The sequence below is a fragment of the Gordonia mangrovi genome (genome assembly GCF_024734075.1).
GTDB classification, from domain to species: domain Bacteria; phylum Actinomycetota; class Actinomycetes; order Mycobacteriales; family Mycobacteriaceae; genus Gordonia; species Gordonia mangrovi.
Genome location: NZ_CP102850.1, coordinates 4,587,484 through 4,600,117 on the forward strand (window position 1 = coordinate 4,587,484; position 12,634 = coordinate 4,600,117).

At 69.0% G+C, this 12,634-nt stretch carries 13 protein-coding genes; 10 read left to right on the top strand and 3 right to left on the bottom strand.

Annotated elements, in window-relative coordinates; all coding sequences use genetic code 11:
* Window positions 1–20: 20 nt before the first annotated feature.
* The gene (locus NWF22_RS20815) at window positions 21–461 is read right to left on the bottom strand and encodes a ferritin-like domain-containing protein (RefSeq protein WP_160902584.1); all 441 of its coding nucleotides are present in this window, start codon (window positions 459–461) and stop codon (window positions 21–23) included.
* Window positions 458–994, bottom strand: coding sequence for a hypothetical protein (locus NWF22_RS20820; RefSeq protein ID WP_160902583.1), 537 nt, complete (start codon window positions 992–994; stop codon window positions 458–460). The genes NWF22_RS20815 and NWF22_RS20820 overlap by 4 nt, the downstream gene beginning before the upstream one ends.
* Window positions 995–1,151: 157 nt before the next feature.
* On the opposite strand from NWF22_RS20820, the gene rimP reads away from it, so the two are divergent.
* The 10 genes from rimP (at window position 1,152) to truB (ending at window position 11,741) form a co-directional block, all read left to right on the top strand.
* Window positions 1,152–1,697, top strand: a complete 546-nt coding sequence (gene rimP / locus NWF22_RS20825; RefSeq protein WP_160902824.1) for a ribosome maturation factor RimP — start codon at window positions 1,152–1,154, stop codon at window positions 1,695–1,697.
* Between the two features lie 150 nt (window positions 1,698–1,847).
* A complete protein-coding gene (gene nusA / locus NWF22_RS20830; protein ID WP_160902582.1) occupies window positions 1,848–2,885 on the top strand; it encodes a transcription termination factor NusA in 1,038 nt (345 codons plus the stop codon).
* Between the two features lie 122 nt (window positions 2,886–3,007).
* Entirely contained in the window at window positions 3,008–3,289 is a 282-nt protein-coding gene (locus NWF22_RS20835) for a YlxR family protein (RefSeq protein ID WP_160902823.1), read from the top strand.
* 102 nt (window positions 3,290–3,391) lie between these two features.
* Window positions 3,392–6,181, top strand: a complete 2,790-nt coding sequence (gene infB, locus NWF22_RS20840; RefSeq protein WP_160902581.1) for a translation initiation factor IF-2 — start codon at window positions 3,392–3,394, stop codon at window positions 6,179–6,181.
* A gap of 172 nt (window positions 6,182–6,353) precedes the next feature.
* Window positions 6,354–6,818, top strand: a complete 465-nt coding sequence (rbfA, locus tag NWF22_RS20845) for a 30S ribosome-binding factor RbfA (protein WP_160902580.1) — start codon at window positions 6,354–6,356, stop codon at window positions 6,816–6,818.
* On the top strand, window positions 6,815–7,771 hold the full coding sequence (locus tag NWF22_RS20850) for a DHH family phosphoesterase (RefSeq protein WP_160902579.1): 957 nt from the start codon (window positions 6,815–6,817) through the stop codon (window positions 7,769–7,771). Before rbfA ends, NWF22_RS20850 begins: the two co-directional genes overlap by 4 nt.
* Before the next feature lie 50 nt (window positions 7,772–7,821).
* Entirely contained in the window at window positions 7,822–9,132 is a 1,311-nt protein-coding gene (locus NWF22_RS20855; RefSeq protein WP_373691961.1) for an MATE family efflux transporter, read from the top strand.
* Window positions 9,133–9,197: 65 nt separating this feature from the next.
* Window positions 9,198–10,184, top strand: coding sequence for a metallophosphoesterase family protein (locus tag NWF22_RS20860; protein ID WP_160902578.1), 987 nt, complete (start codon window positions 9,198–9,200; stop codon window positions 10,182–10,184).
* On the top strand, window positions 10,181–10,837 hold the full coding sequence (locus tag NWF22_RS20865) for a 4'-phosphopantetheinyl transferase family protein (protein ID WP_160902577.1): 657 nt from the start codon (window positions 10,181–10,183) through the stop codon (window positions 10,835–10,837). Before NWF22_RS20860 ends, NWF22_RS20865 begins: the two co-directional genes overlap by 4 nt.
* 1 nt (window position 10,838) lies before the next feature.
* The gene (gene truB, locus NWF22_RS20870) at window positions 10,839–11,741 is read left to right on the top strand and encodes a tRNA pseudouridine(55) synthase TruB (protein ID WP_160902576.1); all 903 of its coding nucleotides are present in this window, start codon (window positions 10,839–10,841) and stop codon (window positions 11,739–11,741) included.
* A 19-nt stretch (window positions 11,742–11,760) separates the two neighbouring features.
* Here the strand turns inward: truB and NWF22_RS20875 are convergent, their stop codons facing one another.
* A complete protein-coding gene (locus tag NWF22_RS20875) occupies window positions 11,761–12,480 on the bottom strand; it encodes a metal-dependent transcriptional regulator (protein ID WP_160902821.1) in 720 nt (239 codons plus the stop codon).
* Between the last annotated feature and the right edge of the window lie 154 nt (window positions 12,481–12,634).

Here is a 12,634-nt window from a genome sequence, read left to right on the forward strand (position 1 = left end):
GGATGCGCAGCGGGTGCGCGTCATGGGTGGCCGGCGCGCCCGGGGAAGGCGACGGTGACTGGTGAGTCGCGCAATGCCACACGCCAATTGGCGGCGCGCACCGACGATTCGGTGAGGCCGTCGAGTCCCGCGCGACGCGCTGTGGCGTCATCGGCCTGCTCGATGAGCGCGCGATAGGCGACCGTGCAGTCGACTTCGGCCGCCAGCAGAGCGCGGACCGCGGTCACCGAATCGTCGACATCGACGGGCAGGGTGTATCCGGCGGCCGCCTCCGGTGCGGCCACTCCCGCAGCGGTCAGCGCGGCCACCAGTGCATTGCGGCGAACTCGGTGAGCAGCAACATATTCCGCCACGGTCGGGCGCCGTGCGGCGGATACGAACGCGGTCGACACGCCATAGGTGAAGATCGCTGCGTTCTCGGTGTCGACGGCGGCGGCCAGCGCGTCGGTGGTCGCGGTCATCCGAGTTGTACCTCCGCCATGCTGGTCACCGCGGCGCTGATCGCCCCGGCGAGCCCGGCGGGGTAGCCGCTCAGCGACACCGTCGCGTCCGCGGCGGTGCGTGCGGATTGCTGTAACAGACCGCGCATCCCGGCCACCGTGGACACCGTGGGGGTGGGTGCGGCCGGCGTCGACGTGGCCGCGGGCGACGGTGTCGTCGACCCCGAATCTCCCGCGGCGCCGATGCGTGCGGCCGTGCGCTCGTCGAGTCGGGTGATCTCCTCGCGCAGAACCTGTGCGTGCTCGCCGCGCTGGTCCGCCACCACGCCGAGAGCGTTGGTGTACTCCGGCACCTGCGGGGCCAGCGCCCGCGCAGCAGCCTGATCGGCCAGCGCTGCATCGGCAAGGGGTGCCAGTGCGGCCGCGGTGATCTGGTCCGGTGTCGGCCCCCGGTCGCAGGCAGCAACCGCGGACGCCGCGACGCCGCCGGCCACGACGACCAGGCTGCCGCGCAGGACCGTACGGCGGGGGAGGGGTGTGGTCACGCGAGACATGATGCCAGCAGATGCGCCGCGTGCGAGCATGCGCCGGTCAGCCGCTCCTCGTCTGGGCCGCAATGGTCTACGATGGTCCACTGCACACGAGCGGTCGGTGACCGCCGTGCTCATGTCCACCGCATTCGTCGCGACAACTGAAGACCAGGAGGCGCTCGTGCCGCTCACCGCCGACCAGGTGCGCCGACTCGTCGAACCGGTCGTGGCCGCCCAGGGCTTCGACCTCGAGGACGTACACCTCACCCACTCCGCCGGCCGGACCGACCTCAGCATCGTCGTCGACCGCGACGGCGGTGGCGAGCTCGACGTCCTCGCCGGTCTCAGCCGGCAGCTCTCCGACATCCTCGACCAGGCGCCGGAGACCGCCGATGCCGCCTACGTGCTGGAGGTCACCTCACCCGGCGTGGATCGTCCGCTCACGCTGCCTCGCCACTGGCGCCGCGCCGCGGGCCGCAAGGTGACCGTCGACTTCGCCGACGCCGACAATGCGGCGGCGCACCTGCGCGGCCGGGTCGGTGCGGTCGACGACGACGCGGTCGAGATCGTCGTCAACAACCGTGGACGCCTGAGCAGCACCCGGGTGGTGCTGACATCGGTGACCAACGCCGTGGTGGGCGTCGATTTCTCCCGCCCGAGTGTCGCCGAGCTCGAGTTGTGCGGCCTCGATGCCGACGAGATCGCACGTCGTCGCGCGGCGTCCTGACCGAACATCCGCCACCGGCGCATTCACAAATCGCATGGAACTACGCACAATCAACACTGCGCACAATCAAAACTGCGCACAATCAAATCGGACAAGTGAATATGGCCCGACAAGTGAATAGGAGCCACAAATGAATAGGAGAACCGCCAGATGAACATCGACATCAACGCGCTGCGGATGATCGAGGCCGACAAGGGCATCTCCATCGAGACGGTGATCACCGCGATCGAGACCGCCCTGCTGACGGCCTACCGGCACACCGACGGCTTCGCACCGCACGCCCGCATCGACGTGAACCGCAAGAGCGGTGCGGTGCGAGTGCTCGCGCAGGAACTCGACGACAACGGCGTCGTTGTCCACGAGTGGGACGACACCCCGGAGGGCTTCGGCCGGATCGCCGCCACGACGGCACGCCAGGTGATCTTGCAGCGCCTCCGCGATGCGGAGAACGAGAAGAATTTCGGTGACTTCGCCACCCACGAGGGTGAGATCGTCGGCGGCGTCGTGCAGGCCGACGCCCGGGCCAACGCACGCGGGATGATCGTGGTGCAGATCGGCAGCGACGCCAACAGCGCCGAGGGGGTCATTCCGCCCGCCGAGCAAGTGCCGGGCGAAACCTACGAGCACGGTGATCGCATCAAGTGCTACGTCGTGGGGGTCTCGCGGGGATCTCGAGGGCCGCAGATCACCCTGTCGCGTACCCATCCGAATCTCGTGCGCAAGCTGTTCTCGCTCGAGGTGCCCGAGATCGAGGACGGGTCCGTGGAGATCGTCGCCGTCGCCCGCGAGGCCGGACACCGCTCCAAGATCGCCGTGCACACCGGAGTGAGCGGACTCAACGCCAAGGGTGCGTGCATCGGTCCGATGGGACAGCGAGTGCGCAATGTGATGAGCGAACTGGCGGGCGAGAAGATCGACATCATCGATTACGACACCGATCCCGGGGTGTTCGTCGGGAATGCACTGTCGCCGGCGAAGGTTGTCTCTGTGGAGGTCGTCGATCTCGCCGGGAAGGCGGCACGCGTCGTGGTCCCTGACTATCAGCTGTCGTTGGCGATCGGCAAGGAAGGCCAGAACGCCCGGCTCGCCGCCCGGCTGACCGGCTGGCGGATCGATATCCGCTCCGATGCCGATCCGGCGCCGCCGGCCGCGCACAGCGGCCGGTCGGGCGTCTCGCACGCCGACTGAGCAGCCGGTTGTCCGAGAACACCTATGGCGCGCTAGACTGATCGATGGTTCAGCGAAGACTGTTGACACCACCCCAGGACCGAACCCGGAACGACGGTTTCGCCCGCCCCGGGCCGGTCCGGATGTGTGTCGGCTGTCGGCAGCGCGCCGAAGCAACCGACTTGGTTCGGGTTGCCGTCCGACAGGGCGACGATCCACCACAGGTGGTTGTGGACACCGCGCGAACCATGCCGGGACGAGGCGCCTGGTTGCACCCGCGGCGGGACTGTGTGTCCGCGGCGGTGCGACGAAAGGCGTTCGGATCGGCACTGCGGGTGCCCGGTCTGACCGTGGACCCCGACGACCTCGCCGAAGCGATCGGTGAGATCACCGAAGAAGATGGCCGTAACGGCCGGAACAGGTAGCAGAAGACATGAGCACACCGTGAAGAACCCACGATGAGCGCGTATCGGACGTAAACCGAGGTCGTAGCGGGCAGCCCGCTCGACCTCCAAGTGAGGAGAGCAGTGGCAGGCAAGGCCCGCGTGCATGAACTGGCCAAAGAACTCGGCGTGACGAGCAAGCAGGTGCTCGAGCGTCTGAAGGAGCAGGGCGAGTTCGTCAAATCCGCGTCGTCGACGGTGGAGGCCCCCGTGGCTCGTCGACTCCGCGAATCATTCCCCAAGTCTTCCGGGGCCAAGGACGGCGGCAAGTCGGCGCCCAAACCCGGCGGTGCCCCCAAACCCGGAGCCAACGGCTCCGGCGCGAAGCCCGGGCCGGCTCGGCCCGGCCCCAAGCCCGGTGCACCCGCTCCGGGGCCGACTCCGGCGACGGCGGCCAACGCCACTCCGGCGCCGGCTCCGACACCCGCGCCGACGCCGTCCCCGGCAAAGCAGAAGCCCGCGCCGGCACCCAAGCCGACGGCGCCTGCCGCGCAGGACACCGGCAGCGCCCCCGCCGCCCGGCCCGGACCGCGTCCCGGCCCCAAGCCCGGCCCACGTGCGCCGCGGGTCGGCAACAACCCGTACTCGTCTGCACCGACGCCCGCTCCGCGGCCGCAGGGACCCCGCCCCGGACCGGGGCAGGGTGGCCCGCGACCCGGCGGTGGTCGTCCCGGGGCCGGTGGACGCCCAGGTCAGGGTGGCGGTCGTCCCGCGCCCGGTCAGGGTGGACCTCGTCCTAGCCCCGGTAGCATGCCCCCGCGCCCCAGCCCCGGTGCGATGCCGAGCCGTGCCGCACGTCCGGACGCCGGACGTCCCGGCCGCGGCGGACCCGGTGGTGGCGGTGGCCGCGGTGGCGGCGGCGGAGGCGGCGGCTTCCGTGGCGGACCCGGCGGCGGAGCTCCCGGTGGCGGCTTCCGCGGTCGCCCCGGTGGCGGCGGCGGTCGTGGTCGCGGTGGCGCGGCCGGTGCCTTCGGTCGTCCCGGCGGCGCACCCCGCAAGGGCCGCAAGTCGAAGCGTCAGAAGCGCCAGGAATACGACTCGATGCAGGCACCGGCAGTCGGCGGTGTCCGGCTGCCGCGCGGCAACGGTGAGACCATCCGGCTCGCCCGTGGCGCCTCGCTGTCGGACTTCGCCGACAAGATCGACGCCAACCCGGCATCGCTGGTCCAGGCGTTGTTCAACCTCGGCGAGATGGTCACGGCCACCGAGTCGGTCAACGACGAGACGCTGGAGCTGCTCGGCTCGGAGATGAACTACACCGTCCATGTCGTCAGCCCGGAGGACGAGGATCGCGAGCTCCTGGAGAGCTTCGATCTGTCCTACGGCGAGGACGAGGGCGGCGAAGAGGATCTCGAGCAGCGGCCGCCGGTGGTCACCGTCATGGGTCACGTCGACCACGGCAAGACCCGATTGTTGGACACCGTCCGCAAGGCCAACGTCCGTGAGGCGGAGGCCGGCGGCATCACCCAGCACATCGGTGCCTACCAGGTGAACACCCACCTCAACGGCGACGACCGCCTGATCACGTTCATCGACACCCCGGGTCACGAGGCGTTCACCGCCATGCGTGCCCGCGGTGCGAAGGCCACCGACATCGCGATCCTCGTGGTCGCGGCCGACGACGGCGTCATGCCGCAGACGGTGGAGGCGGTCAACCACGCCCAGGCGGCCGACGTGCCGATCGTGGTCGCGGTGAACAAGATCGACAAGGAAGGCGCCGACCCGGCGAAGATCCGCGGTCAGCTGACCGAATACGGCCTGATCCCCGAGGAGTACGGCGGCGAGACCATGTTCGTCGACATCTCGGCCAAGCAGGGCGACAACATCGACGCACTGCTCGAAGCGGTGCTGCTGACCGCCGACGCCTCACTGGATCTGCGGGCCAACCCGGACATGGACGCCCAGGGTGTCGCGATCGAGGCCCACCTCGACCGCGGCCGTGGCCCGGTGGCCACGGTGCTGGTCCAGCGCGGAACGCTCAAGGTCGGCGACTCGATCGTCGCGGGCGACGCCTACGGTCGTGTCCGCCGCATGGTCGACGAACACGGCGACGACGTCGCCGAGGCGCTGCCATCGCGTCCGGTGCAGGTCATCGGCTTCACGTCGGTGCCCGGCGCAGGCGACAACCTGCTCGTCGTCGAGGAGGACCGCACCGCCCGGCAGATCGCCGACCGGCGCAACGCGCGCAAGCGCAACGCGTTGGCGGCTCGCAGCCGTAAGCGGATCAGCCTGGAAGACCTGGATTCGGCGCTCAAGGAGACCAGCCAGCTCAACCTCATCCTCAAGGGCGACAACTCGGGTACCGTCGAGGCGCTCGAAGAGGCTCTGCTCGGGATCGACATGGGCGACGAGGTCTCGCTGCGGGTCATCGACCGCGGTGTCGGTGGTGTCACCGAGACCAACGTCAACCTCGCCGCGGCGTCGGACGCGATCATCATCGGCTTCAACGTCCGTGCGGAGGGCAAGGCCACCGAGCTGGCCAACCGCGAGGGCGTCGACATCCGCTACTACTCGGTGATCTACCAGGCCATCGACGAGATCGAGAGCGCGCTCAAGGGCATGCTCAAGCCGGTCTACGAAGAGGTGGAGCTCGGCCGCGCCGAGATCCGGGCCATCTTCAAGTCGTCGAAGGTCGGCAACATCGCCGGCTGCCTGGTCCAGTCGGGCATCATGCGGCGTAACGCCAAGGCCCGCCTGCTCCGCGACAACGTGGTCGTTGCCGAGAACCTGTCGATCGCCTCGTTGCGGCGTGAGAAAGACGACGCCACCGAGGTCCGCGAAGGCTACGAATGTGGTCTCACGTTGACGTACAGCGACATCAAGGTCGACGACGTCATCGAGAGTTACGAATTGCAGGAAAAGCCGCGCGACTGACGATCGATGACGTCGTCGACGGACATCAAGGTCGACGACGTCATCGAGAGCTACGAACTGCAGGAGAAGCCGCGCGACTGAGTCCACCGCGACCACCCATCTCCCCTTCGGTCTGCGCGCCGCTGCGCATACAGACCGAAGGGGAGTAGTTTCCCAGTGGAAAGGACCAATCATGGCTGATTCGGCACGAGCCGCCCGCTTGGCGAAGCGCATCTCGTCCATCGTCGCCTCGGCGATCGGCACCGAGATCAAGGACCCCCGGCTCGCCCACGTCACCATCACCGACGCACGCGTCACCAACGATCTGCACGATGCGACGATCTTCTACACCGTGATGGGCGAATCCATCGACGCCGAACCGGATTACGATGCCGCCGCAGCCGGATTGGCAAAGGCCACCGGCATCCTCCGCTCCAAGGTGGGGGCCGGCACCGGGGTGCGGTTCACCCCGACGCTGACCTTCGTGCTCGACACCGTGCCCGATGCCGCGCGCCAGATGGAGGAACTCGTCGCCCGCGCCCGCGCCAACGACGAACTGGTGGCACGACAGGCGGCGACCGCCACCCCCGCGGGTGAGGCCGACCCCTACCGCAGCAGCGACGACGAACCCGCCGACGAGGACGGTTCCCAGGAGTGACGGCCGCGACCAGCAAGGCGGTCGCCGGCGCTCTGAGCGGTGCGCCCGCCGTGACCATCCTCTGCCACGTCCGCCCGGACGCGGACACCATCGGCAGCGGGCTGGCGCTCGGCTTGGCCTTGACCCGGCTCGGGGCCGAGGTGGAGGTGGCCTTCCCGGACACCGTCGCGTTGCCCGCGGTTCTCGGTGAACTGCCCGGCAGCAAGCTGCTGGTGCCGGCCGCCGAGGTGGTCGGGCACCCGGTGGTGGTGTCGGTGGATGCCGCCAGCCTGGGCCGGCTCGACGAGCTGGCGCCGGTGTTCTCGGCCGCCGACTGTTCGGTGACGATCGATCACCACGCGTCCAACGACGGGTTCGGTGACCACGATCTGATCGACCCGTCGGCCGACTGCACCGCCGTGCTGGTGTTGGCGGTGCTCGACGACCTCGGGATCGAGCTCGACGCCGACATCGCCACCTGCCTGTACGCCGGGGTGGTCACCGACACCGGTTCGTTCCGGTGGGCCCGCCCCGATTCGTTCCGGATCACCGCCCGACTGCTCGACGCCGGCGTCGACGGGCGGGCATGGAGCCGCGCGCTCATCGACAGCCACCCGTTCGCATGGTTCTCCATGGTGTCGACGGTGCTGGCCGGCGCACGCCTCGATCCGCACGCCTGCAACGGCGAGGGCATCGTCTACGCAGTTGTCTCCCACGACATCCTCTCGGCGATGAGTTGGGAGGAGTCGGAGAGCGTCATCGACCTCGTGCGCACCGCGGTGGAGGCCGAAGTCGCCGCGGTATTCAAGGAAACCGCGCCCGGCGAGTGGACGGTGTCGCTGCGCTCCAAGCGCACCGTCGACCTCGTGCCCATCGCAGCCGCCCGCGGCGGCGGCGGCCATCGGCATGCCTCGGGATACAGCGACACCGGCACCGCCGACGACGTCGTCGCGCGACTGGTGGAGTCCCTCTGAGCGAGGCGGAACTCTCCGGCGGGCCGGCGGTGAGTGGTCGGCGCATCGGTGTGCTCACCGTATCCGCGCTGGCCGTCCTCATCGCGCCGCCGCTGTATCTGCTCCTCGATCTCGCCGTGGTGGGACGGCTCGGCGGCAACGAACTCGCCGCGCTCGGCGTGGGCACGCTGGTGCTGTCGGTGATCAGTACGCAGCTGACCTTTCTCTCCTACGGCACCACCGCCCGCTCGGCCCGCCGATACGGCGCCGGCGACCGGAGCGGCGCGATATCCGAAGGGATACAGGCGAGTTGGATCGCGCTCGGCGTGGGCATCGCACTGGTCGCAGTGATGTATCCGTTGGCGCCGGTGGTCATGCGGGTGCTCGTCGGTACGGGTTCGGCCGACTCGCAACAGGTGGTCGACGATGCGACCGACTGGCTGCGAATCGCGATGTTCGGCGTTCCACTGATCCTGCTGTCGATGGCCGGCAATGGCTGGATGCGCGGGGTGCAGGACACCCGGCGCCCGGTCCTCTACGTGGTCGCGGGGTTGTCGGTGGCCGCGGTGCTCGTCGTCGGTCTCACCCACGGTGTCGGTTGGTTTCCCCGGCTGGGGCTGCCCGGTAGTGCGGTCGCAAATCTCGTGGGGCAGGGGCTGACCGGGTTGTTGTTCGCTGTGCGGGTGATCCGCGAGATACGCGGGTCGGCGACGCCGCGGATCGCTCCCGACCGAACGGTGATCGGCGCCCAGCTGGTGATGGCCCGCGACCTGGTATTGCGCAGCCTGTCGTTCCAGGTGTGCTTTCTGTCGGCCGCGGCGGTGGCGGCGCGGTTCGGTGTGCAGGCCGTCGCGGCCCATCAGGTGGTGCTGCAACTGTGGGAGTTCATGTCGTTGTTCCTCGACTCGCTGGCCATCGCCGCGCAGTCACTGGTCGGAGCCGCGCTCGGCGGCGGTGCCGTCGCCTCTGCGGTGGGGATCGCGCGGCGCGTGACCGTGGTGTCGGTGGTGGCGGCCGGAGCGGCGGCTGCGGTCTTCGCGCTCGGCGCGTCGCTGATCCCGCGCCTGTTCACCTCCGACCCGGAGATCCTGGACGCGATCGCGACGCCGTGGTGGTTCTTTGTCGCGATGCTGCCGATCGCCGGGATCGTGTTCGCGCTCGACGGTGTGCTGCTCGGCGCCGGCGACGCCCGATTCCTGCGCACCGCCACCCTGGCCGCGGCGTTGGGCGGGTTCCTGCCGCTGATCTGGTTGTCGCTCGTATTCGACTGGGGTCTCGCCGGTATCTGGACCGGCCTGGTGGTGTTCATGGTGTCACGGTTGGCCGCCGTCGTTGTTCGGGTGCGCTCGGGGCACTGGCGCCGCACCGGCACCCAGACCTGACGTGACGTCGCGGCCTGAGGTCGGGCGGGTCCGAGTGACCGCGCCCACATCGTTAGGCTGAGGAGATGGCGACGTTGTGGGCGATCAGTGACCTCCACGTCGCCCATCGGGGCAATGAGCACATCGTCGACCAGATCCGTCCGCAGAGCAGCGACGACTGGCTGATCGTCGCGGGCGACGTCGCCGAACGCACCGACGACATCATCGACACGTTGCGGCGCCTGCGGACACGGTTCCACACTGTGGTGTGGGTGCCGGGGAACCACGAGCTCTACACCACCGCGAAGGACCCGCTGCAGATCTTCGGGGTCGCGCGCTACGACTATCTCGTACAGGCCTGCCGCGACATCGGCGTCGTCACGCCGGAGGACATCTACCCGTTGTTCGACCCGGGCGACGGGTCACGCCCGGTGCGGGTCGTACCGATGTTCCTGCTCTACGACTACACGTTCCGCCCCGAGGGCACCACCACCACGCTGACCGCGCTGGCGCTGGCGCGTGAGCGCAACGTGGTCGCCACCGACGAGTTCTTGCTCTCGCCCGAGCCGTTCGGCACGCGCGACGCGTGGGGACGGGCGCGGATCGAGTCGACGTGTCAGCGTCTCGACGCGCTCGATCCCGCGGAACCCACTGTGTTGATCAATCATTGGCCGTTGCGTCGGGAACCCACCGATGCCCTGATGTACCCCGAGTTCGCGCTGTGGTGCGGCAGCGAACTGACCGCGGACTGGCACACCCGGTACAACGCGGCGTGCTGCGTCTACGGGCACCTGCACATCCCGCGAACCACCTGGTACGACGGCGTGCGCTTCGAAGAGGTGTCGGTGGGATACCCGCGGGAGTGGAAGCGCCGCGGACTCCCGGAACCTCTGCTGCGCGTGATCATCCCCGACCCCGGCCTGACCGCGGACGACCTGCCCGAGCACGGCGTCCGGTTCGAACTGCCGCCCGACTACGAGAAGCGCGCCGCCGAGTTCGCACGTCGCATCGCCGAACGCCGCGAACGACGCGCATCGCGACCGAGCACCCGTCCGCAGGAAGGCAACCGATGATCGAACAGCTCGTGCCGAGCGGGGTCGCCGCGGCCGAGGCGTTCGAGGATCCGCCCGGTATCGAGCCGCTGCCGGCCGAACGCTCCCTGATCGAACGTGCCGTGGACAAACGACGCCGCGAGTTCACCACCGCGCGATACTGCGCGCGGCAGGCCATGGGGCAGTTGGGCATCGACCCGTCCCCGATCATGCGCGGAGAACGTGGGATGCCCGTGTGGCCGGACCGGGTGGTCGGGAGCCTCACCCACTGCGACGGCTATCGGGCTGCCGTGGTCGCCTATGCACTGCAGGTTCGATCCCTGGGCATCGACGCCGAACCCCACGACCGCCTACCCGACGGAGTTCTCGAGCACACCAGTCTCGAGGCCGAGCGCACGGTGCTCGCCACCCGGCCGACCGGTCTGCACTGGGACCGACTGCTGTTCTGTGCCAAGGAGGCCACCTACAAGGCGTGGTTCCCGCTCACACAGCGATGGCTGGGTTTCGAAGACGCCCACATCAAGTTCGACCAGACCTCGGCGCAGGCAGGTTCGTTCACCTCCTCGATCCTCGTCGACGGTGCCGTGCTCGATGGTGGGGCGCCGTTGGCGGAGCTTCGGGGACGATGGATGATCGACCGGGGCCTCATCACGACGACGATCGCGCTGGTGTGACATGGCCGATGCATCGATCGAGAACGCAGGCCTGATCATCGTCGACAAGGACGCCGGGATGACCAGCCACGACGTCGTGTCGAGATGTCGAAAGCTGTTCAACACCAGGCGAGTCGGGCACGCCGGCACACTGGACCCGATGGCCACCGGGGTGCTGGTGGTGGGTATCGAGCGCGCCACCAAGCTGCTCGGACTGCTGTCGTTGACCACCAAGTCCTATGTGGCGACGATCCGGCTCGGCGCGGCCACCGACACCGACGACCGTGAGGGCCAGGTCATCTCGCGGGCCGATGCGGCACATCTCGGTGACGACGAGATCGTCGCCGGCGTGGCGGCGTTGACCGGCGACATCGAGCAGGTCCCGGCCCGGGTCAGTGCGATCAAGGTCGATGGTCGGCGCGCCCACGCCCTGGCACGTACCGGCGCCGAATTCGACCTCGCGGCACGGCCGGTGACGGTCAGCCGCTTCGACATCGCGGCCATCCGACGCACCGATGACGGGTGGGTCGACGTGGTCGTGGCGGTCGATTGTTCGGCCGGCACCTACATCCGTTCGCTCGCTCGCGATCTCGGCTCTGCGCTGCAGGTCGGCGGTCATCTGACTACGCTGCGCCGCACAGCCGTCGGGCCGTTCACGCTCGAGCATGCCCGCACACTGGAGGCGTTGCGCGAGCAGCCCGGTCTGTCGCTGACCATCGACGACGCGGCAAAACTGTCGTTCCCGCACCGCGACATCGACGCCGACGAAGCGGAGTCGATCAGCCAGGGGAGATGGCTGACCCCGATCGGCCGGAAAGAGACCTATGTGGTGATCGATCCCGACGGGCGGGCCATCGCACTCGTGCAGGAGAAGGGTCGCCGCGCCAGCTCGGTGATGGTGGTGCGGCCGGCCACCCTGCGCTGACCCGCGCCGCGACCGGGGCTCAGGGGGTCACCAGAAAGATCGCCCGGGCGGCGATGTCGCCGAGGTCGATCTGATCGCTGCCGTCCACCGAGATCGAGATCGTGCCGGCGAACGGCCGTTTCTCGACGACGGTGACCACGCGGTCCAGTGCCACCCCGACCTCGTCGAAGTAGCGCAGCATCTCCGGATCGTCGTCGGAGATGCGGGCGACCATGCCCGATTCGTCGACCTCGAGGTCGGCGAGCAGCCTGGCGTCCGGACTGGGCACCGAGCCGTCGAGAGCGGGGATCGGGTCGCCGTGTGGATCCCGGCTCGGGAAACCGAGTTTGGCGTCCAGCCGCGACATCAGCCGATCCGACACCGCGTGTTCGAGGACCTCCGCCTCGTCGTGCACCTCATCCCAGCCGTAGCCGAGTTCACGCACCAGAAAGGTCTCGATGAGGCGATGGCGGCGGACCATCAGCACCGCCGCGGCCTGCCCCTCCTCGGTGAGGGTGACCGCGCCGTAGCGTTCGTGCTCCACCAGGCCCTGATCGGCGAGCTTGCGAATCGCCTCCGACGCGGTCGACGCCGAGACGCTCAGGCGCTCGGCCAGCATTTTGGTGGTGACCTTGACCTCTGCCCATTCCTGCACTGTCCAGATCACTTTGAGGTAGTCCTGGGTGACGGTGGACAGTTCGGTGACCGGCCGGTCGGCCGACGTGGTTCGGGCGTCGTCATCTCCGCCGGAAGCGGACATGCCGGCTCGGGCCGCGCGGGACTGGGGCATGACCCGAGCTTAGGACGTGCCTCATCACATGGCGACAGCAGCCGTCGCGTGTTCGACAGTTCGCGCGGCGTTCACCGCCCGAGCTTCGGCGAAACACGCTGTTCACCACCGGCGGCCGGATGTG